The organism is Pseudomonas fragariae (ex Marin et al. 2024) (genome assembly GCF_059621105.1).
On sequence record NZ_CM184369.1, the window covers coordinates 3272170 to 3293560 of the forward strand.

18 protein-coding genes and 2 pseudogenes are annotated in these 21391 nt (G+C 53.8%); 13 read left to right on the top strand and 7 right to left on the bottom strand.

Annotation, left to right across the window (positions count from 1 at the left end; genetic code table 11):
* Positions 1-45 precede the first annotated feature (45 nt).
* On the bottom strand, positions 46-1158 hold the full coding sequence (mauJ, locus tag AC54XV_RS13935) for a methylamine utilization protein MauJ (protein ID WP_181426694.1): 1113 nt from the start codon (positions 1156-1158) through the stop codon (positions 46-48).
* A 113-nt stretch (positions 1159-1271) separates the two neighbouring features.
* On the opposite strand from mauJ, the pseudogene AC54XV_RS13940 reads away from it, so the two are divergent.
* Together AC54XV_RS13940 and AC54XV_RS13945 are read left to right on the top strand one after the other, a co-directional pair.
* Positions 1272-1478, top strand: a pseudogene (locus AC54XV_RS13940) (HAD family hydrolase); the annotation flags it as partial.
* Positions 1479-1579: 101 nt separating this feature from the next.
* Positions 1580-3730: an AAA family ATPase gene (locus AC54XV_RS13945; RefSeq protein WP_164920480.1), complete on the top strand. Its 2151-nt coding sequence runs from the start codon at positions 1580-1582 to the stop codon at positions 3728-3730.
* 421 nt (positions 3731-4151) lie between these two features.
* Here the strand turns inward: AC54XV_RS13945 and AC54XV_RS13950 are convergent, their stop codons facing one another.
* On the bottom strand, positions 4152-4466 hold the full coding sequence (locus AC54XV_RS13950) for a DUF7693 family protein (protein WP_164920560.1): 315 nt from the start codon (positions 4464-4466) through the stop codon (positions 4152-4154).
* A gap of 503 nt (positions 4467-4969) precedes the next feature.
* On the opposite strand from AC54XV_RS13950, the gene yhhA reads away from it, so the two are divergent.
* The 8 genes from yhhA to AC54XV_RS13990 all read left to right on the top strand — a co-directional run bounded on the left by yhhA (position 4970) and on the right by AC54XV_RS13990 (position 13115).
* On the top strand, positions 4970-5152 hold the full coding sequence (yhhA, locus tag AC54XV_RS13955; RefSeq protein WP_096127081.1) for a YhhA family cyclophane-containing RiPP: 183 nt from the start codon (positions 4970-4972) through the stop codon (positions 5150-5152).
* A gap of 9 nt (positions 5153-5161) precedes the next feature.
* On the top strand, positions 5162-7333 hold the full coding sequence (yhhB, locus tag AC54XV_RS13960) for a cyclophane-forming radical SAM/SPASM peptide maturase YhhB (RefSeq protein ID WP_011267855.1): 2172 nt from the start codon (positions 5162-5164) through the stop codon (positions 7331-7333).
* Positions 7290-8303 carry a hypothetical protein gene (locus tag AC54XV_RS13965; protein WP_164920481.1) on the top strand — a complete coding sequence of 338 codons (1014 nt, stop codon included), beginning with the start codon at positions 7290-7292 and terminating at the stop codon, positions 8301-8303. The genes yhhB and AC54XV_RS13965 overlap by 44 nt, the downstream gene beginning before the upstream one ends.
* 80 nt (positions 8304-8383) lie before the next feature.
* A complete protein-coding gene (locus AC54XV_RS13970; protein WP_258373771.1) occupies positions 8384-9481 on the top strand; it encodes a GNAT family N-acetyltransferase in 1098 nt (365 codons plus the stop codon).
* A 105-nt stretch (positions 9482-9586) separates the two neighbouring features.
* Positions 9587-10753: a hypothetical protein gene (locus tag AC54XV_RS13975; protein ID WP_496716935.1), complete on the top strand. Its 1167-nt coding sequence runs from the start codon at positions 9587-9589 to the stop codon at positions 10751-10753.
* A 262-nt stretch (positions 10754-11015) separates the two neighbouring features.
* Entirely contained in the window at positions 11016-11483 is a 468-nt protein-coding gene (locus tag AC54XV_RS13980; RefSeq protein WP_011267859.1) for a hypothetical protein, read from the top strand.
* Between the two features lie 11 nt (positions 11484-11494).
* Complete coding sequence (locus tag AC54XV_RS13985; RefSeq protein WP_011267860.1) at positions 11495-12454, top strand: MvdC/MvdD family ATP grasp protein; 960 nt, start codon at positions 11495-11497, stop codon at positions 12452-12454.
* Positions 12441-13115: a hypothetical protein gene (locus AC54XV_RS13990; protein WP_011267861.1), complete on the top strand. Its 675-nt coding sequence runs from the start codon at positions 12441-12443 to the stop codon at positions 13113-13115. The genes AC54XV_RS13985 and AC54XV_RS13990 overlap by 14 nt, the downstream gene beginning before the upstream one ends.
* Positions 13116-13183: 68 nt before the next feature.
* On the opposite strand, the pseudogene AC54XV_RS13995 reads toward AC54XV_RS13990, so the two are convergent.
* Positions 13184-13315 (bottom strand): annotated as a pseudogene (locus tag AC54XV_RS13995) (DUF7693 family protein); the annotation flags it as partial.
* A 114-nt stretch (positions 13316-13429) separates the two neighbouring features.
* On the opposite strand from AC54XV_RS13995, the gene AC54XV_RS14000 reads away from it, so the two are divergent.
* Entirely contained in the window at positions 13430-14251 is an 822-nt protein-coding gene (locus tag AC54XV_RS14000) for an NADPH-dependent oxidoreductase (protein WP_011267863.1), read from the top strand.
* 171 nt (positions 14252-14422) lie between these two features.
* Here the strand turns inward: AC54XV_RS14000 and AC54XV_RS14005 are convergent, their stop codons facing one another.
* Positions 14423-14779 (bottom strand): hypothetical protein, encoded by a 357-nt coding sequence (locus AC54XV_RS14005; RefSeq protein ID WP_096127084.1) that lies wholly within the window; start codon positions 14777-14779, stop codon positions 14423-14425.
* 143 nt (positions 14780-14922) lie between these two features.
* Here AC54XV_RS14005 and AC54XV_RS14010 point away from each other — a divergent pair, with 143 nt between their 5' ends.
* Positions 14923-15762, top strand: coding sequence for an abortive infection family protein (locus AC54XV_RS14010; RefSeq protein WP_011267865.1), 840 nt, complete (start codon positions 14923-14925; stop codon positions 15760-15762).
* A 197-nt stretch (positions 15763-15959) separates the two neighbouring features.
* Here the strand turns inward: AC54XV_RS14010 and AC54XV_RS14015 are convergent, their stop codons facing one another.
* The 3 genes from AC54XV_RS14015 to AC54XV_RS14025 all read right to left on the bottom strand — a co-directional run bounded on the left by AC54XV_RS14015 (position 15960) and on the right by AC54XV_RS14025 (position 20559).
* A complete protein-coding gene (locus AC54XV_RS14015) occupies positions 15960-17432 on the bottom strand; it encodes a DUF2971 domain-containing protein (protein WP_192873894.1) in 1473 nt (490 codons plus the stop codon).
* A 239-nt stretch (positions 17433-17671) separates the two neighbouring features.
* The gene (locus AC54XV_RS14020; RefSeq protein ID WP_496716939.1) at positions 17672-18949 is read right to left on the bottom strand and encodes an ImmA/IrrE family metallo-endopeptidase; all 1278 of its coding nucleotides are present in this window, start codon (positions 18947-18949) and stop codon (positions 17672-17674) included.
* A gap of 524 nt (positions 18950-19473) precedes the next feature.
* The gene (locus AC54XV_RS14025) at positions 19474-20559 is read right to left on the bottom strand and encodes a coiled-coil domain-containing protein (RefSeq protein ID WP_096127085.1); all 1086 of its coding nucleotides are present in this window, start codon (positions 20557-20559) and stop codon (positions 19474-19476) included.
* 118 nt (positions 20560-20677) lie between these two features.
* Between AC54XV_RS14025 and AC54XV_RS14030 the strand changes: the two genes are divergently transcribed.
* Positions 20678-21172 carry a hypothetical protein gene (locus AC54XV_RS14030; protein ID WP_164920485.1) on the top strand — a complete coding sequence of 165 codons (495 nt, stop codon included), beginning with the start codon at positions 20678-20680 and terminating at the stop codon, positions 21170-21172.
* Positions 21173-21391 lie beyond the last annotated feature (219 nt).

The following is a 21391-nucleotide window of genomic DNA, read 5'->3' on the forward strand; positions in this document are numbered from 1 at the left end:
GCCCATCCGACAAGAGAGGCTTAGCTTTGCCGCTTCCACGGAACGTTAGCCCTCTTCAGGGGGCATTCTCTCCAAGATGGCTTTGAGCTCGTCTATGATCCGCCGGTGGCCCGCCAAGTCTGGCATGGCATTCTCTAGTATGAAAGGCTCTGATTTACCCAAGCGCTGCTGCAGGTTTGAAGCCCAGATTTCCACCGACGCATTGCAGTACAAGGCGAATTTAAACTCCTGCAGAGACAGCTCCGACTGTATGTCACTTCTGCTATCACGCCGCTCATTTAGTAAGCCACAGCCCGCTAGAGGATCTATTAGGAGACGCTCGTTTCTGAAATCCATCCAGAAAATAAACGCCACTCGACCGTTGGCCGACTCCAGACAAACACCTACCTTCCCGTCATCCATGCCAGCGGATACAAGGCGCATATTTCCAAGGGGAGCGCATGACTTTCCTTTGCGTGCGAGTACGTAAAACTCATCAGGAATTTCGCATTGCCGGTTCGGAGCGAGCTCACCCCGCTTCAGGCTGTCCAACTGCTCCTGGTCAAACAGAGTACGAAATCCTTCGAGCTCATACAGGTGCTCCCGTTCAAATTCCCATCGTGCTGGCACCTCAAGACGCTCCTCCATAGCGAGCTCAGCAAGATGTCTCATCAGTGGCTTGTCCATGTGAATTCGCTGGTGATCATCCGGGTCATCAGGATCTACGATATCGTCGCGTTCGGCATGGGCGATAGCATGGCGGCCTTGTGTTGCTAGGTAGTTGGAAATGTCGGTGGCAAGAGCCTGCAACTCATCACGACGGGCAATTGAGTCTCTGTCCGTTAATACCGGGAGGGCTTGCTGGATCCACGGCCCTCGTTCTCGGCCAATAGGTAAAGAGCGGGCAAACGCTTTGTAGAATCCGAGAAACGAGTAGAAGGGATTGCTGAGTGACAGCCCTTCGCGATAGTAGGCCATTGCTTTGCGGGCTTCATCGCTTTGAGGGGAGTGGAGATTCTCGTCAGAAAAAAACTCGGTAAAGGCATTGTTGCGAAGCATGCCTACTCGATGTGGATGGCTACCACCACCCCACATGACGATCTCTACTTTCGCACCCTCACGCCAGGCAATTGCAGTGGCCAGGCGCATCACTGCAGCTCGCCCTTCATTGACAGTCATGCCTTGACCATCAACTCGAAGCGCGATTGCAGGGAGGCTCCGATGCTGCCCTTCGGATATAGCTGGTTGCAGCAAAAACTCTAGCGCCTCAAAGTTTATCAGCTGAGCCCTATTCATTACAGGTGACGCCTGGGCACCTGTTCGGCGATCAGCATGACCAGATCGCGATGGTGGGCGATTCGCTGAAGTGCGATCAAGATGGGCCCAGGGCAGTGGGGATGCTGGGATTCCATTTGGACAGGTCGGGTAGGGGGCCCGTGCGGGATTTGGCTCAGTTTGCGCAGCTAATTATCGAATCCAGGGCCAGGAACAGCGCGTGAAGGGGACAAATGAGCTGGGCCACATTTGACTGGTGGCACTGTGCAACCAACCAGTCTGGAATTACACTCCGGTGGTATGCATCCCCCGCTAAGGAAAGCCCGTGATAAACAGAATTTTACTTCGTAACGTGTCTAGTTATTCCCCCACCTCCGTGGTGAGCGTTGGACCCCTGAAGCGGGTCAGCGTATTTTACGGTCAGAACGGTACCGGCAAAACAACGATCGGTAACTATCTACAAGCGCCGGCGGATACGAAGTTCAGTGAGTGCCAGCTCGAACCGGTCAAAGAGCGGGAAATCCTCGTTTACAACCACAGCTTCATGGAGAAAAATTTCCACGAGGAAGCCTCTCAACCAGGTGTATTCACACTGAACGAGGGAAATATTGAAGCGGAGAAAGCCATAGCTGACGCCGAAGCGGCTATCAACTTACTTACCGGTACCCTCGATGCTCACATGATGGCAGGCAAAGAGGCTAAGGCAGCTCAGGAGCTAGCCAAAGATAAGCTTAAAGACAGTATCTGGAAGCACAAGACTCCTTTTGACAACAGCCCACTCGCCTACTGCTTCAATCGCCTTAATACTAAGGAACGAGTGCTTGAAGCAGTCGCACAGGTGGCATTAGCGCCCACGACGGATACGCCTGACGCTCTACGTGCTGAGGCTGCAGCCCTTCACGGAGCAAGTGATGCCGTGCTCCCGGCTATACCTTCGATAAAATTTACAGGCGGTGAAATTGAAGCAGACCTGATCTTAGTAGAGGTAATTTCAGGTAGCGGAGATTCCTACCTTTCGGCTCTGATACAGGAATTTGGTAACTCAGATTGGGTGAAACACGCACTCAAATTTGAGTCACATGCGAAAGACCAGTGCCCCCTGTGCCAGCAGTCGCTACCTCAGGACTTTTACGGGGAAGTGCGCAAGGTCTTTGACGTGACCTATGAGAAACGCCTGGCTGCATTGAACGCCCTACAGCAGAGGTACCAAGGTGCTGTCGAACAGCTTCTCCGCCAGTGCAATGGGCCAACCTATGAAATAGAGGCGATCCAAATCCATGCCGTAAATCTGCGGGCGCTTCTGCAAAGGAACCTTCAAATCTTAGCGACGAAGGTTTCTAACCCTACAACTGCCGTATCTCTGGACTCTAGCGCAGCCCTGCTCAAGTCTTTGAATGACTCTATTGCCGTTGAGCAGCATAAGATTGATGAGTTCAACGCCAAGGTCAAGAACAAGCAAACACACCTGGATAGCATCAAAGACCGTTTTTGGGTTTGGCTAAAAAATGCTTGCGAACCCCAGTTAGCGGCGTTCGAGACAGAAGACCAGCAGCTATCGAAAAAAAGGCAGCAGGCCAAGGACGGCGTCGTGCAAATGAGGGCTGAGATCGCCGTTCAGCGAAATTTAATTGCCGCATCGCGCGCCGCGACCACGAACGTAGATCAGTCCGTGGAAAGCATTAACCAATGGCTCAAGATCCTTGGGTTGAAAGGGTTCGAGTTGGTCAAGGAGGAGGGCGCGGTTCCCCGATACCGCCTTCAGCGTGAGGCGGTGAACGATGGCGTGTTCAGGACACTGAGTGAAGGGGAAAAAACCCTGATTTCATTCCTGTACTTCCTGGAGGTGTGTAACGGTGAGCTGAATGCCCAAGGAGGTACGCTGAAAGGTGAGCGCATTATCGTTATTGACGACCCTATTTCGAGCCTGTCACATAACTACGTCTACGACATTGCTTCCTTGATTCGCCGCCTGGTGCTGCACCCGAGGACTCGTTTCAAGCAAGTAGTCATCCTGACCCACAATTTGTTCTTCTTCCATGAGATGCACAAGCTGTTAAAAGAGGACAAGGAAGACTCTCTGGCCCTTTTCCGCATTTGCAAGGCCCACTACAGCACCGTGGTGCCTATGGGTGAAAACGAAATCCAGAATGATTACCAAGCCTGCTGGCACACACTCAAGGACGCCTTGAATGGCTCAGCTTCAGCCAGCGTCATTCCCAACGTCATGCGTAACATCCTTGAGCATTACTTCACCTTCGTACATCAGAAGGAGAGCTTGCGCAGGGCATTAATGGAGCTCAGTGACGAGAACCCTCAGTTCCGGGCCCTCTATAGGTATGTAAACCGAGAGTCCCATGCCGACTCCATCAATTTAACGGACTTCGGCGAAATTGATCCACACGCGTTCATACAACGGTTCAGAGAGGTTTTCGTAAAAACCAATTTTGAGGCCCATTTCGACAAAATGATGGCCTGACAGCGATACGTGTTTACCCAAGGGACTGGCCCTAGCGAACGCGCGCTGATAGCATTAGGCCTGCAGCTACCACCTAGGACTCTCCATCCTGCCTGTCATGCATAAGCGCGCTTTGCATATGTCGTGTAAAGGCTGTCAGCGGCCCGCTGAGATCAGATGGAGAAAACGCCATGAATGATGGAAAAGTTGTCCTGGTTCGCCAGTATGACCGGTTCCGGTTTGGGCAATGGGAGACCGTGTGCCAGCACATGCGCTCCCTTCCGCGCCGGTAATTGAACGTCTCCCTACGTGGTAGCTGCACCTCTCACAGCCCCCCGCCAAGCTGCATATCTCACGCCGTAAGTCTCCCTTCCCAGCCTCTGACGATGCCTCTGCATCATGGTTCTGCTCAAAGATGCTACGGCTGTGGCGCAAGTTTTCGCTATGAGACCTTTAGCAGCTTTTCCAACTCCGCGTGCTCCCATGTGCTCAACAGCTCAACCGGATCAGTACCAAACTGCTGCGATGAGTCGAAGGTGTACGCACGACCGTCTGGGCAATAGCAGCTATCGCAGTAATCCAGAGTTTCGCAATCGTTGTAGAACGTGATGACCCAGCCATCGGTTTCGACGCTCGTCATGCCACTGTACATTTCAGTCCACGGTTTCTCACCCAAACGGCGCATGACGCTAACGCCCAAGCCGATGTCGCGAAGCACTTGGTAGGCCTCGCGAACGGTAAGCGCTTTTGCTGACAAACTAAACGTACCTGTGTGGGGCGGCCTGGCGTGGATGGTAACGAAACTTCCTTGAGGCGGCATGCCGCGCCACGGGCGCTTGGCAGCCTCGCTCTCTATCCGGTCATCTCGAATGACATCCAAGCCCGATCGACGAAGGCCTGGCGGGATTGAGGCTCAATGGCCATACGAGCTCATGGGCTTGCTCACCAAACCAAAGTTGTTGCACGTTGCCTCGTGCATCTTCGAAAAGCTGCCCAGTCGAGTGCTTATGTGAGGGGCCTGACGGGGTGATCATGAAGATCCAGCGCATGCCGCGCTCAGCCCTGCTGACCTTGCGACAAACGCGGAACGCTATTCTGCAGGTGATATTGCGGCTATCTGTTCGTAAAATCTTCGATACCGCATCTAAATTAACGCGCCTAACCATCAAAATGTCCATTTGTTACAAAATGGATCCATTTATTGAAATTTTCATTTGTTTCTGTGATTGTGATGGCACTTCAACATGCAAGGAGTAGGTCATGTCATCAGCAGTTGCCAAAGTCGAACAGCCGGCCCCCTCGGCCATCCGCCAACGCTTGTCCAAAGGTCAAAGCACCAATCCGGCTATCCAGCGCTTGCGCTCGCGCGTGCTGACCGAGTCGGATGTAGGCCAGGTCATTACCAGCTATGACCGTATGCACCACCGTCACAACCGTTCGTGAGGTGCCCGCATGGACGCCGCTAAAATCTCGTCGTTTTTGGTAAAGGTGGCATCGCGCTGCAATCTCGATTGCGACTACTGCTACGTCTACCATCATGCAGATCAGAGTTGGCGCTCCATGCCCAAATTTCTCTCTGCCGAGCATCGTGAAGCTTTTGCTCGGCAGCTTGCGCAATACGTGACGCAAACGGATCTCAAACAATGCGCGGTCATTTTGCATGGCGGGGAGCCGCTGCTGGCAGGGGTACAAACGCTGGCGGACTTCGCGATACTTCTGCGCTCGACGTGCCCCATTCTTGTTGACGTCAGTCTGCAAACTAACGGGTTGCTGCTGACTGACGAGGCACTCCAGATCTTGGCTGCAGCAGACATTGGTGTCTCACTGAGCTTGGATGGGCCAAAAATCGCGAATGACAAACACCGTTTGACCCGGAAGGGGCGTTCAAGCTTTGAGCAAACCCAGCAGGCGCTCATTCGCTTGCAAAATTACCCCTCTGTCTTTGCCGGCGTGATCGCGGTCGTTGACACCTCCACCAGCGCCAGCGAACTCTTCAGCTATTTCGACCAGTTCAAGATCCCGCGGCTCGATTTTCTGCTTCCAGATGCCCACTGGCTTCGGCCACCACCGGGCAGAAATCAGGATCCGGGTTTGTACGAGCAGTGGCTTGTGAACGCCTTTGATGTTTGGTTCGACGAGTACCCACACATCCCCCTGCGCACCTTCGAGGCACTGCTGGATGTCTGTGCGGGACTGCCTTCCGGGACGGATGCGTTTGGCTTCGGTGACGTGAGCCTGTTGTCCATCGAAACTGACGGTACTTATCACGACCTTGACGTCTTGAAGGTCACACAGGATGGCGCTACCCGACTGATCGGCTCTGTCCTGGATACACCGATCGCTGAGGTGGCTCAATCACAGGCCATCGAGCAGCACCGGCGCTACCTGCGCAAAGAAGGGTTGTCAGAAGCATGTCAATCTTGTGGGATCGTCGACATCTGCGGTGGTGGCTCTCTTCCTCACCGGTTCAACCAAGAGGGTTTCGTCAATCCTACCGTGTACTGCAATGAGATGAAGCGGTTGGTAGCTCACATCACCGAACGCTTGAACGTGCACTTGAACGAGGGCTGGCAGGGGGAGGAGCAGATACCGCTTCCAGAAACCTTTGACCTGGCTGAGTTTGAATTAGCCGAGACCTCGGCAGTCCATCTCCAGTGGCTGTGTGCAGGCGCCGATGTTGATGCGGTACACGGCCTGCATAAAGCATTGGATCTATATCCCGACGATCCGAGGGCGATGCAATTGCGCTCATTGGACGATGCTTCATTCGCACTAAAGGCGCAGCAGCCTGGTGCAATCGCCTGGGCAGGTGCTGCCTTAGCTCAAAGTAGGGGGCATGCGTTGTTGGCTGTCGATGGACAGCCCATCACAGCGGTTTCCGACTACTTGGCCAGAATTCTTAACGACGAAGCGCAGCACGATTGCGATGGATTTTTGGTCGCAGAGGATGACTTGTGGCTGAGGGCACCATTCGGCACCTCCATCTGTTTCGAGGATGAGGGGCTCGCGGCAAAGGGCAGGGGGCTGGTTCGCCAAGCGCTGAACATCGTAAAGGCATGGCGTCCGGAGCTTGCTGCTGAAATGCAGCTTGCCTGCAGTGCTATCCAGTTCATCCGTGATCCGAGTGCAGACCCACGCAAGATCGTTTCCTTCAGCGACAATTCTGTTCCAGGGGCCTTGTACGTGTCGATTTCTCAGGGTGATCGACTGATTGATCCCTACGATCTAGCGGACTCCGTGATCCATGAACACCGACATCAAAAGCTTTACCTGCTTGAGCGATATGCCGCCACCGTAGAGCACACTAGTGCGCAGGTCGTCTCTCCTTGGCGCGAAGACTTGCGGCCGCCCTCAGGCTTGCTGCATGCGGTTTTCGTATTCGTCGAGCTGAGGCGTTTTTGGCTCCACGTCCGTGATCATGGCCCTGCCGAGATGAATTCACGAGCCATCAATCAAATCGCGGACACCGACCTGCACCTTGAGCAAGCATTCGAGACCTTGAAGGAATGCCCGTTGACCGAAGTCGGGCAGCACCTGGTAAAGGTGTTGCGCATTGCATCCACAGAGGGGATAACAACTGATGAGTTCGCAGCTTACCGTCCCGCTGTCCAGCCTGTCGGCTGATCTGCGTCAGAGGCATGCCCAGCTTCGCGATTACTTTTGTGACAAGGACGCGCAAGCAAACTGTATTGATGGGCAGTGGGCACTGGCTTTGAGTTGGTCTGATGACCCCTACCGCTATGTCGATCCTCGACTCGATGAAGGGCTGGCATGGTGGGGCGCAGATGTTCAATATCAGGACATGGCCAAGGCTCGTAAGCGTAGAGGAAAGTTGTTGTTGGCGCTCAACGATACGTGGACTTTGCAAAGCTGGAGCGAGTGGCTAGCGCGAACCCCTCATCATGAAGATATCGTCGTCCTCCACGTCGATGATCATAAAGACTTGGATGCGCCTCGCTTCTTCAACCGTCCGGATGGCTGGTTTGATCCCATCGGTTGCCGACCTGTCGACCTGCATGTGCCGCATTCAGTAACAGATGCCATCATGAGTGGAGCACTGGGCATGGGAAGTTTCCTGACACCCTTTCTGCACAGGCATCCCGACACCGAGGTGCGACAGCTCTGCCAAGGGCCCAAATGCACTCGAACTATCGACTCGCAGATCATACTGGAGTCGGTGGCTGATACCTTGCTTGACCCGTCCGCTTTGCGTCCCGCTGTTTCACTCATCGCTGATGATCAGGGGACTGGGAATGGTCGGTACCGATTTACCCATGACCTTGATTTATGGCTTGAAGGCCTGTCGAAAACTTGCGCTCCCATTCTTCTTCACGTGGACATGGATTACTTCTGCAACCGGTACGATGGAGATAGCGATCACATTGATCATCCCGGCCCGCTAAATGATGCGCTGCCGCAGATTCTGAGCAGCATCGATGCACTGACCAAAGCGTTACACCGGCACGGCCTGGCCGAACGACTCGTTGATATCGTTATCGCGTTTTCCCCTGGGTTTTTCCCCGCGGAATTCTGGGCTGAGAGCTGTGATCGGCTTCTGATTGGTCTGGGAGAGCAGCCGTGGGGCGATCAGTGAGTACTCCAAGATCCAAGGTAACAGCGCGGACGACTCCTAAGCCCCCTTCGGTGAAAGCAAAGTCTAGACTCGGCCCGGTATTGCCGGAAGATCTGGAGTTTACGCGCACCCCGGGAAGCCGCGAGCGCGGCGGAGGGCCTGGGGGAGAAGCTTGGGTCATCTCGGTTAAAGGCAAGCGGGCGGGCATCGCATACATTAATCTGGTGAAGGACGAGGTTCGAGGCCGCCACGCGTCGTTCCATGTCTTCCTCAACCGACCAAGCCAAGGGCGACAGATTGGCCGGAGCGCTTACCAGTATTGCTGTCAGAACAGCCAATACGATGTCATCTACGCGCACATGCGTAAGTCCAACTTGGCGTCACGCAAGGCGGCTGAGCATGCCGGGTTCATAGAGGCGCCGGTAGGCGACTCCCAACTCGTCCTGGTCTGGTATCGAGATAATAACCGACCTGCCAAACCTGAATGCGCAGAGGTCTCTTCAGACAGGCACGACAAGGGTGCGCACGAACATGTCACTCAGACTCAACCTACTACAGCGGTGAGAACTTTCGACGAGGTGCCTGTGAGTTCGTTGGAGCTGCAGTTTGACGAAAAAAACAGCGATGTCCTTGTCTGGAACGGTCAGGTAGTTATGTCACGTACTGAAGAAGCGTACTTTGAAATGCTTTTTTCCAGGCTTGGATACCTCAATCCTCGCACTGTACTTGAGATAGGGTTTGGCTTAGGAATCTCCGCTACGTTGATCCAGCAGTACCTCAAACCTGAGCGTCACGCCATTTTTGAAATAGAGACCACCATCTACCAAGACCTGCTAGCTTTCTCCCAGCGCCATCCTTCAGTGCAACCGTTTTGCGGTGACTGGAACCGCTGTCACATCGCAGGGAACTACGACTTCATTTTCTTCGACCCCTTTGACTATCACATGGAGGAGGGCGCTCAAGTTGAAGGGCTTCACTGTGAGAAGGCTCAGCGAGCGACCCGAGCTCTGAAAATGCGGGCGCTGTTGAATCCTAATGGTGTTCTCTGCCATCCGCATTTCGGCGATGGCGATGTGCCTGAACTCCCCGGATTTGCGACTGTGATTGTCGAACGGGCGAAAGTTTCACCCATCCGGATGGCGGATGAGACGCTGTGTGAGGATGTGGCAATCGTCTATCACAAGCCTCTCGATTGCTGATCCGGGCCTCGGTCAGCGCGTTCTTATGACCAGACGCTGGCACGGCTTTTTGGAGAAAGATTCGTCGTACGCTTTTTCAGAATGCCTCGATGGCAACGGAGCAAAATGACCCCAGTAAGCTTGAACTCTGATGAGCTGTCAAAAGAACTGGTGGCCCCCGATGAAGTGGGCGAGCGGGTCATTATCTACCAAGAAGTCGATGAGAGCGGAGTTGCGACTGGACGTAGTGCGACATTTGCTGATATTGAGTTCCGTGGCTTGGGGTATGCAGATCTTATAGGGCATACGCTGGGTACTCCCCTAGTCATGCCATTGCGCCTGGCGAATGCTAGGGTCGTTGAGAGCAATTTGCTAGACCTTTCATTAGAGACCCAAGAGACCCAGGTGTCGGTCAGCGCAGTCTTGGATAGCCCGTACTCGTCCAGGGCACTTGGCTTGGTGCGAGATGGCTGGCTACCTTCCGGCATCGCGTTCAGTGATTCGATGATTGTGCTCCCTGACAGATGCGTCTTCAGCGAGTTGGCCGGAAGATTTCGTGCTGGGGAGAAAACAAAATTGGAGGATAAGGACTTCCTTGATTTCCTCATTGGGCGCAAGGTTCGAATCAATCCTCTGTTGTATATGCTTGAAGGCAATCTCAAGAGAAATCCCGACGATGCGAGCATCGAACACCAGTTCGAGGTCGCAACTAAAATTATTAACGCTGCATTGCCATTGGCTCAGATAGTACCGAACGGGCGGGATGGTCTTGAGGGGATAAGAGGCCTTATTCGCGACAGCGAGGCGGGCATGGCGCGCAAGCAGGAATTCCTGACGCGTTTAGCGCCGAAACTGCGGGCTCCGATAGCCGCGCGACGCGTTAATGAGGTCTGGGATGAAGTGTTGGCCACCGCGAAAGCATGTGAAGTCCCAGTACGATCACTTGTCGTGCTGGCTGCCTTGAGCACTGTATGTGTCCCAAACGGTAAGAGTCCGGCCAAAGGGTTGCTCAAGTTTAACGTAAGGAAATATACGTTTGAGGACGCCTACAACGCCCTGGCCGACCTCCGATCGTTTGAAGTGCTGATGCACCTGTTCGCAGCGTTCCCGGATGAGAAGATTCTGCTTTGCACTGGGGATAAGGATCTTGTGCTCTTCTGGGCGGGAATCAGGCCGTCCGAACTCGCCATGGTCAACGGGGTTTTCAGTGCTAAGTTCTCGCTCGTCGAAGATCTGTTGCCGAACGTCACGCCTGAGCGAAAGACTGCCTACTTTTCCGCAGGTGATGAATGACGCTTGGAACCTCACTCTGTAGCAGCGATTGCTGCTTATGCAGTTTTTGCGTGGCCCGCTGCAGAAGCAGCCGACTTGCTGAGTACGTACAGATGGCCCTGTCTGTTAAGGGTGGATAGCTGGTCATTCGTTTTTTGAGCCAGACTCGCGGTCACTGCAGTCTTGACCCATCTCAAGACTGGGGTTCTCCGGATGCTGAAGATAGCTTGTTGAGACGCCTGTCATGATATGTTGGCCAATCGCTATACAGGAGTTCAGCTGGATGCCCACTTTCACGACAGATCAAGCAAAGAGCGTCGTTCCTTTGCTCGCAAAAACCGCTGTACCCAGAACAGGCTCGGATAACCTGCCAGGTTATTACTCTCCACTCCACGACATGTGGGTGGTGGAGACAATCGATGGAGTCAAACCCATCATCACTCGCGGTGCGCTCGATGAGCTTCTCACCAAGACCAAAGTAAACACCGAAGAGGACGATGACTCCTTCGTCACGCTTGAGACGTTGACCAAGACGTCCGCTACTCCAGAGAGTGATGATGACCTGAGCAACAATGGGCGCGGATCACACCTGCTTCAGTTAGTGACCAAGACCGACACAGTGGTAGAAGAAGACGATCCGGGTAGCGGCTACGCCATGCTAGAGCTAATGACCAAGACTGAAGCTGAGCTCGAAAACGATGATCCAGGTGATCCGCTGTTCGGCCTAGACCAACGTTTCTACCTAGACTGAGGCACGTCGTCATGTTTTTGTTGGTGACAAACCGCCGCGATATCACAATGGACTTCGTGGTAGCGGAGCTTCAGAAACGGAGTTTGCCTTACTTCAGGCTAAATACCGAATTACTCCCGCAATCCCGAAGCTCTATGGGTTGCATCGCCATAGACGACTGGTCTATTGAGTTCGAGGGGCGAGAGATCTCCGGGCGGGATGTGACGGCCGCATACTTTCGTCGTCCAGGTGCTCCCCAAGCGGCGGCACTTGTCGAGGATCAAGGCCAGCGTGCATACATTGAAGCGGAATGGAGCAGCTTCCTTAAAAGCCTTTATTTCCGTTTGGAAGGGAGATGGTTCAGCGACCCTACCCGGATCTTTCTTGCTGAAGACAAGCCTCGACAGCTCATCGTTGCCCACCAGCTTGGTTTCAACATCCCCAACACAACCATCACTAACCGACTGAAGTCGGCTGAGCCCCTGACAGCAGGGGGCCGTGCAATTGGGAAGCCCTTGCGCCAAGCGGTTTTGCCGGGTGCGCTGGAAAAGGTGATGTTCACATCACGGCTGCAGCCTTTGACCGCTGACGATGAACCCGCCCTCGGCCTTGCTCCCCTGATCATTCAAGCTGAGGTGCTCAAAAAATACGATGTCCGCGTAACGGTAGTGGGTTCACAGGTTTTCACAACGGCTATCTGGTCTCAGGAAAAGGACGATACGGAGGTTGATTGGCGCAAAGGTAGTCATCCTGATTTGAAGCATGAAGCAATTAGCCTGTCCGATGAGGTAGCCGAACAATGCCGGGAACTGGTTCGAAGGATGAATCTAAGGTACGGGGCTATCGATCTGGTGTGTGATCGAGGTGGAAAGCTCTGGTTTTTAGAAATCAACCCCAACGGGCAGTGGGCTTGGATTGAGAATCAGACTGGATACCCGATTGCTGCTGCAATTGTTGATGAACTGGAGAGCATCAAAAATGGCTTGGTTTGATAGGGAAATACTCTGGCCGACGCTGGTGCCTCTTACACCTGCTCAAATTGCAGCAAACAACCAGATGCGCGACGGGTGGAAGGCATCGGTCAGTAATGGTGACTGGGATGCGGAAAGCGAAGTCGCACTTGATGAAGCTCGCCGTATGTACGATGCGGAGCAGGAGCGGCGCAAGGGCGCTGACACCAAAGCAGGTGTGTACCTGGCGGCAGTGACCGCGCTTATACCCGTGCTGGCTTCCTTGCTACCAAGTCTGTGGAGCGACAAGACCAATAAAGTCCTGGGAGCCATATCGCTCACCGTATTCGCTCTTGCGGTGATCTACGTCCTACGCGCCGGCTATTGCGCGTTCTGCGTGCTTCGAGTGAGTGCAGCGAACACAGTTGGAGCCAACGATATCTCTCAGTCCTGGAGCACATCGCAGCCTGTAGCCAGCCTCGCGAAGAACATCGCTCTCAAAGTGATTGATAATTACCCGGGGAACAACGCCAAGGTGAGCCATATCAAGCTCGCCCACGACTATTTGTTGAGGGCTTTCCTTGTCTTTGCCGTACTGCTCGCTGTGCAGGCACTGTGGCCATGCGCTGCATGGGTGATCGAAGAGATCACCAAGCACATGGCCCCCGAGGTCAGGCAACCGCTGATGATGTGCTACTCCTGATCAACCTAGCTGCGGCAGGAACCAGGATAGAGCTTGGGATAACCGATTGAGACCGTGCGCTACACTTCTTTAACAGGCATCATGCCGCCGTACATCTCAGTCCATGACTTTTCACCCAAGCAGCGCATGGTGCGAACGCCCAAAGCGATGTCGCGAAGCACCTGATAGGCCTCGCGGGCAGTAAGCGGTTTTGCTGACAATCGAAACATGCCTTTGTGGGACTGCGTGGGCCCCATGGTATATGAAACTTCGCGCGGGAAGCGTGTAGCACTGCCGGCGATTTGGTAGCCTCGGGCTCTATTTGGAGATCTCGAATGACAGTCAACGCACAATCAAAACTGGCTTCCCGCTACGGCGCCGCGGACATCTCACCCCTCATGCCCTGGAACGAGACGATCGATCAGTTGCTCGACCATCGCAGCGTCCGTGCTTTCATTGATCAGCCACTGCCTGACGGCACCATCGAGACCCTGGTCGCCGCGGCGCAGTCCGCCTCCACCTCTTCAAACCTGCAGTTCTGGAGCGTTGTCGCTGTTCAGGACAGCGATCGGAAAGCGCGCCTCTCGGCACTGGCAGGAAACCAGGCCTACATCGGGCAGGCGCCTCTGTTCTTTGTATGGCTTGCCGACCTGTCTAGGGTCACCCGCGTTGCTGAGCAGCAGGGTGTAGAGCTCGAAGCAGTGCCTTACTTGGAGAGCCTGTTGCTCGGTACGATTGACGCCGCCTTAGCCGCTCAGAACGCCGTGGTTGCTCTGGAGTCTCTGGGACTTGGGAGCGTGTACATCGGCGCCATCCGAAACGACATTGAAGGCGTGGCCAAGGAGCTTGGTCTGCCTCCGCAGGTCTATCCAGTTTTCGGTCTCTGCGTAGGATATCCATCTACCGAGCGACCAGCTCAGGTAAAACCACGGCTCCCCCAAGGTGCAGTGCTTCACCGCGAGACCTACTCGGTAGCGGCAGATGTGGAAGCGGTGGCTGTATACGATGAGCGCCTGGGCGCCTTCTACCAGCGTGAGGGCATGACGGCTTCCGGCTGGTCGGAGCAAGTGGTCAATCGGCTTCGCAGTGTCTCGAGCCTGCATGGGCGAGAGGAGCTGGTTGAGGAGCTGAAGCGGATGGGGTTTGGGCTGCGCTGAAGACTCATCGCGCCGCTGTCGGGCTGAAAATTGGCTCACCGTTACCTTGGCCCTGTTAAGCGAAGTTCACTAAAGGCACGACGCTTACATCGTCGCTCACACGAAGCCCCTACGTCCCATCTGGTTGTAGCGCTAAACGCATACTCCCGGATATCTACTCCTCGTTCGCTTCTAGACCTTGAAAACCAACCCGGGCCGGGGAGGGCTTCCTAGCCAAGAACAGATATTGAACTCAGAAGGATCGTCGTAGGAGGTCAGGCAGGAAGCCCAATGCTTGACCTCCTCATCCCAGTCCGGCTCACAAAAGTCGACGCTAGGCCAGTAGTTATGTACATCGCTGTAATCAAGCTGCGCGGCAAGGGCTCGTTCGGCGCCGCCAATGATGCTCCAGGCGGCAAGCATCCGGGTTTTCCAATTGGGAGCGGTGAGTAGTGGCTTGTGACATAAAATGCGCTCCTTGTTGTTCTTGTTCTTGTTCTTGTTCTTGTTCTTGTTCTTGCCATGGTGCCCATGAGCAAAAGTCGGCACAACTCTCGATGTATGAATCCTCAGCGCATGGCGCGGTAAGTCAATCTGCAGGGTCTACGCGGCTGCTAAGTCGATCACCGATGGTAGTGACCTTACCGGGCCTCAGGTAGAATCGAACGCAATCCTTACGAGATAACTGGCTAATGGATAAGCTTCCGATACCTGCGTACGTTTTGGCTGCTATCGCTGACGCTGTGTCCGAGACAGAGACGCATGCGAGCTTGGATAGCCTGTTCATGTATGCCGAGGCACCCGGTGATCCGCCTGACGGAAGCAAGGCTGTAAAGGCACTTGAATGGCTTCGCCGTATCAATAAAGAGTGCGGCGACCGCTCGCTCTCCGTCATTGGACGCATCATCGAAAAATACATGGAACCGGCTGACCCGAGTACCAGTTTTTGGCAGACAGAAGACGCCATTGAGGTTCAAAAAACTAGGGTGAAGAGGATACGGGACAGCTTGGCCAGGGCCGGATTCACTTACAGCTCAGGAGGGGTATTGAACCGGGGCCAAGGAATAGCCACCAAATCTCTGGCAGAGCTGGTCAAGTCGCGGAACATTGAGGTTATAGATTTTGAGTTCGATCGAGCACTGAAAAATGTGACGGCGAGTCCCCGTGAAGCTGTATCCGCTGCATGCAACATTCTTGAAACCGTATTCAAGATCTACATCGAGGAACATACTCACCTGAGTATGCCTGCCAAGCAGGATCTTCAGGCGGTGTGGAAGGTTGTTAAAATCGACCTCGGCTTGGATGCGTCTATCGTCGAAGAGCGAGATCTGCAGGAGATCATCAGTGGGATCATGGCCACTGTTAATGGGATAGGCGCGTTGCGTACGCACGGCAGCACAGCACACGGATCGGTGAAGCGCCCCTACAAGCTCAAACCTAGGCATGCGAGGCTTGCCGTCCATGCAGCGCACACTATCGCGGCGTTTGTCCTTGAGACTTGGGATGAGCGAGTGTCGAAATCGGTCGGCTAACTGTGTTCACCACCCACAGAGAGGCAGGATGTCCTGGCGTAAGCTGTGGGCTAACCCATTGTGGGGCGTCATGCCAAAAGACGTCGGCGTCTGGTGAGACCTAAGGACAAATAGCTCCCTTGCAAAAAAGCAAGAAGCCGGCTCTCATAGGTGGCCCATAACCTTGGAGACGGGCAGTGCTCATAGGTACCGCAACGTTAAAAATCTTCGCGGCCTGACGGTTCTTCGGACTCAGGATCAGCTTCATAAAGGGTGATGGGTAGCAATCCATGTTCGATGGATTTAGTCTGCGGATCATAGTAAGCCTGATAGAAATTGAACGACTCAATGCCTTCTCGCTCGCAGTGGGCTCTGATTATTCGGATGCATTTCAGCTTGTCTTCCAGCGGAGTCTTGATGCCAAAAATCAGGCCATCCAGGCTTGTGAAACGGTACTTGAGGATCCGGTGCTTTTTGTCGGAAATATCGAGGTAGGAACTCAGCACCAGGCGATACTCTTTTTCTGATCCCCATTGAGGAAGCTTGGACGTCAGCGCGAAATCGATATTTTGGTGGTGTTCCATCCAAAGCTCATTCGAGTGGGATCTCAACCACTCGCTTTTGCTGCTGAGATTTCCTTGGGTATCGCTGTACCAGAAGCCACTCAGAGCTTCATTCGAAACGTTACCGAGGAATCTGAAGAAGTCCATCTCTGAAAATTCTCGATCATAAAACACCTCTTTGAAGCTCATGTTTTGGAAGCTGTGAGAGATACCGTTGTATCCTCTGCCGTCTGGCTTATTCATTTCCATGGTCATTGAGGGCGCGTCGCCGAGAACGCGATATCTCAAACAGATTCCCCTATGATTATCACCATAGCTACCCCAAATCGCCGAGTTATTGCACTCTTTCATGAAGCAGGCGACATACCATTGCGGGTACATCAGTCGTTCGATCTGATCAAGGTAGTGGGGCACGAAAGCGGTAATTAATTCACGTGCCCCGATGTGACCACCTGGCATAACGTGCGCGGTTCTAATAGCGTATGTCGCATTGAGTAACGCCATTTTTTCATACGAGCCAGCGTCTCGAAGCGTGCCGTCCTGAGCTTCTATGTTAGAGATGGCCTGTAGGTGTAGGTCGCGATCACCTAGCGGATCCTCGGACGTCTGGTCGGGGTACACACCAGACAGCCCGTGCTTGAAGTTGACGAGCAGCACGGTGGACAACAAGCGAGTGTGCAAGGTCGCAAGATAGAACGACAGCTCTGGCCTATAGTGCCTCGCTTCATTCTTTGAAAGAGCGCGCACATAGCCTTGGATGACATCGCAGCCGCCGATCAGCGCATCCATCTCTTGGTACCCGGCCTGGAAAGCTCCACGTAGGTTGGAAGGGTACTGCTCTATGGGAAGATTTTTTGGCAGGGGTGTTCCGAGTCGCACCGCTTCATCCAACTCCCAACTTCTGAGCGCCAGCACCAGGAGATAGTGCCTGAAGAAGTTTCTCCATATAATTTCATCGCCTGCCCAGTAGACTTCTTTGTAGCCTTCTAGGGGATCATTGAGTTGTTCAGGTGGGGCAAAATAAATCTCAAGATTTTCTAGCTCGCCTGGGAGGGCTGTCTTGATGTCAGTAGCCGTACTCCCCAATAAGCGCTCCGCTGTGCGGAAGCGGTAAAGATGTCGTTCCATATAGGCTCGTCGATAGGTGGCTGGGAAAAATCGCTGGCATGGCGTGGTCTTTAACAGCGGGCCGGGCGCTTGGGACTATAGCCCACCAGCTTGGCAGCTTGCCCATAAAACGCCCGATGCTGCATCCTATCTAGGCTCGGGCGCTGCTGAAGAAGCGTGCTATGCAAGTCACTTTCGCCGGCGGAGATGGCTCCTCGTCCGCCACAAGCCATCCGCGCCACTGAATAACCTACGCGGGATCAGGCTTCGACTAAGACTCCAAGGCCTCGCAAACGGATGGCCGCTGCGCTTTTAGAAACAGCAAAATATCGGCTCAGCGCGTCCAGCACCAAGTGATAATTTCTGATGTTGTCACGCTGGTCATCGAGAAAAAGGGCGCCATGTCCTCGGTTGCGAATATCGTGGTGCTCAACCAGAAGCGAGAAAGCTTCGAGAAAATGCCGTTCAGGCATCAGTAGGTAAGACGCAAATGTATTCGCTTGCCATTCGAGGCGTTCCAATTCGCTTTTGGGGACAGCGATGCGCTCAAACTGATCAATGTCCTTCGAACGTAGGCTCTCCCGTGCAATGTAGCGGCCGTGATTGAGATAATAGTGCCCCAGCTCGTGAGCAAGCGTGAACCGGGTCATCGGGGCTGTTTTGTCGCGAGAATTGATTTTTATCTCTAAGGGGGCAAAGCTGATCCTACCTAAAGCACCATCTGGTTCATCTACGTAGCTAACGGTCAAGACACTCGACGTGGTCGCACCAGCGACTACGGCTTCCAGATCTACTACCCCCCTTGTATAACCGGCAGATCCCAAAACCTGCTCTGACAGATTTTCAATTGCTCCCTTAGAGAGATAGCCAATTCTAAGGACTGGCAGGTGAGGAGGCCGAATGATTTCCAATATAGCTGGATCGAAACTGCCAGCCAGATCGAGCCCTGTCCAGATCCCCTCCCAAGCATTGGTGTAGCCCCCTGGGGTGACAGCATAAGCTCCCGTGAGAGTCGGCCGAAAGCCAGGCTGGGTCAGAGCGTACTCAATTTCAGCACGCTTTCGCGATGATGCATTTCTCACGCCCGTGAGGAGGGCGCGAGCCAGCTCCCATTGGAAGCCTTCGTCCGGAAAATACCGAATAACACCGAAACCCTGATTCCTGGCGATATTGATCGTGCCGGACTGGAAGGCGCTTGACGATACGAATATCCCTTTTGCATTGAATCCTGTGACTTGGCGGATCTTGGCCCCAAACTCCTCGATATCTCCAACCGGAAAGGTGCCCGCATAATTCTTACATTCGACAAGGACAATTATTGACGGCTTAGGTTGGTCAGGAAGGAAGATCTCTATGGCAATGTCAAAAACGATATCGTCTTCTCGATCACGGGAGTAATAGCGTCTCTTCCTGAATATCTGGCAATGCTCAGGCCGGCAAAAAAACCGCCCTTCATCGATCTCGCGACTCAGGAATTGGAAAACCTGCTCCTCGAAGAGATCACCTTTGGCGAAAGTACTGAGCACTGTTGGTTCCATCTTGGTAATAGCGATCCTGATATTTGGTATTTGCTGCGGCGCGAGCCCATGGACGCAGTCGGCCCCTCGGCTTTATCGAACGCCCCGTGATCGCCCTAGCTATGACTCCACTTTACAGGCTAATGGAAAGGGGAAAGTCCATTAGCGGCTCTCCTAGAATCGCAGTTTTGGATATTCGCCGTTTTCGACAGCAAACCAAAATACGTCATGGCATGCCGAAAGGAAGGCTGCCTCAGTCTCACACCGAGGCGTGAGTACCTCCAGCGCGGGGTCGTCGAAGAACACCACAGGAACCTGATGCCTATCCATGAAAGCCAGAGCGCGCTCGCTGTACTCATCATACATGTCTGTGAAGAGTTCCTTCACGATCACTATACCCAGCATTGGCTTGTCAGAAAAATCGACTTGGATACTTGCACCGGATGGTAGTCTCAATTGCTGAACCGGTGCCCGCAGAGCCGTAGAGAACGCGCCGCCAAGTTGGGATAACCCTCCAACGAGATGGTTGAGCGATACAAAACTCCCTACGCCTTGACCAAGGTAAGGTCAGCTTCCGTTGCGAGTGCGTTTATGAACAGCTGAGGGATGTGCGACTCACCAGGATATGTCATAGCAAGTTGAGTGGTCGCCCGATTAAAAGCCTCACGAATATCCTGCCCAAAGCCGATTGACGCGTAAAACCGGGCGGCGAAGTCTTTGGCTGCCTCATCTGCTATGGCGCCGTCCATGCCAATGGCCGCGTGAACATGCACAGAACAACGTTCTGCCAGCTCCAAGGAATGGCAGCAATTGAAAACGGCTAGCTTCAAATAGCGGGCGCTCCCTGCTATTGCACGCAGCATTCCTTCCAGAGGTACCAGGTGAGGTTCACCATTCGGGCTCTCTAACACCAAATGTCCGGCACTTGTTCCATGCCCACTGAAGTGCATGACGGCCGGCTCGTTTTCATCAAGCGCTTGGAGTAGATCCTCCGCACGAACAGCCCAGTGAGAGTTTACCTTCAAAGCGTCACGATGCTTAGAAGCGCGGATGTGGGAGTTGACCCCACGGATTTCGTTTTGGAGATCTAGTGCTTTTTCAGATTTGCGACCGGGATCAGCACCGAAAAATAAAATCAAAATTTGTTCAGGCAGTTGTTGAAGCTTGGCCACTTCACGCTCTAGATCGTCTGCCCGGGCCATTTGATTAGCTAGGCCAGATTGCAAGACGTTAAGTTGGCGGTTGCGTGACTGGATGTCTCGGTCGACCTGCTGATTTAGCCGTTGCTGTTCAGTTTGTCGCTTGCGGGCTGCTTCCTTTAGCTCCCGTTCCAAGGCTTTGTCGAGCTGCTGCTGGTCTGCTAGAAGCCGAGCCATTTCACGGTTGATATCGGCGACGATCTTCGCCGCGTCTACCTCAGCTCTGGTTCTCTGGCCATCATACCGCTGCGCTTGTTGTTGCTTTGTTCTGACAGTCGACGCAGACTGAGCACGTGTCGCCTCCGTCTCGGCTTTACGGCTGGCTTCTCCATGCTTTGCCGCCTCGTGGAGTTTCCGGGCGTGAGATTCCCTCAGGCGAGCAATGCGCTGTTGATGGGAACGTACCAAACCGCGATAGTGATTTGAGCTCATGATTCACCCCCTGGCTGCTTGGCATTCTGTACTGGTGCACCACTCATAGACGCTTTGCTTGAGCATTAGTTTTCATATACGGCGGCTTCTAACCAAGCGCAGACAGACGGACGCTCTCATGGACGAAACCCTGACCTACCTGAAAGACCGCTATAAAGACGAGCAGGCGCGATTCGATCACTTTGAGAACAAATGCGCTAAGTTCCTCACTGCTGTATCGGTTGTGATCGTGGCTCTGACCGCTCTCGTAAGCGCAAAGGGGAAGGTGATTTTCGCTTTCCATGGCCCCCTGGATATCTTGGCTTTTGGTTCGTTCCTCGCCGCTGGGTTCTGCGTGGTGTGCTCTTGGGGCCACGCCTTGAATGCGCTCAGAATACGGGACTGCCCATCGCTGCCCTCAAGCCGTGAGACCGCAGAATGGATGAAAAACGCTGCCTCTCAAGCTCATCAACAGCACCTCTATAATTGCTACGTCGACACCTTAGAAAAATTGAAGTCGGCTATCGACGAGAAATCCAAACCTCTAGACTTTGCCTACAGCGAGATGGTCTACGCCGCGTGGGCGCTGTCGCTGTTGGCAGTCATTAGCATCGGCAGGGAGTTATATTCATGAGCAATGATCAGAAGCCTAAAAATCAGGAAAACAAAACGCCTGCTCCTCCACCCACGACGGAGTTTCAGCGGCGCTCTGAAGAGCGACCAGTTAACCATAACGATCAGCCTAGTCGGCGTTAGCCCAGGCTTGTCGACGCAGGATGTGAGGTCGTGCGGAGCAGGGGACTCATTAAGCCGTCCTACTAGTTCTATCAAACGTCTACACTGGCGGCCCTGT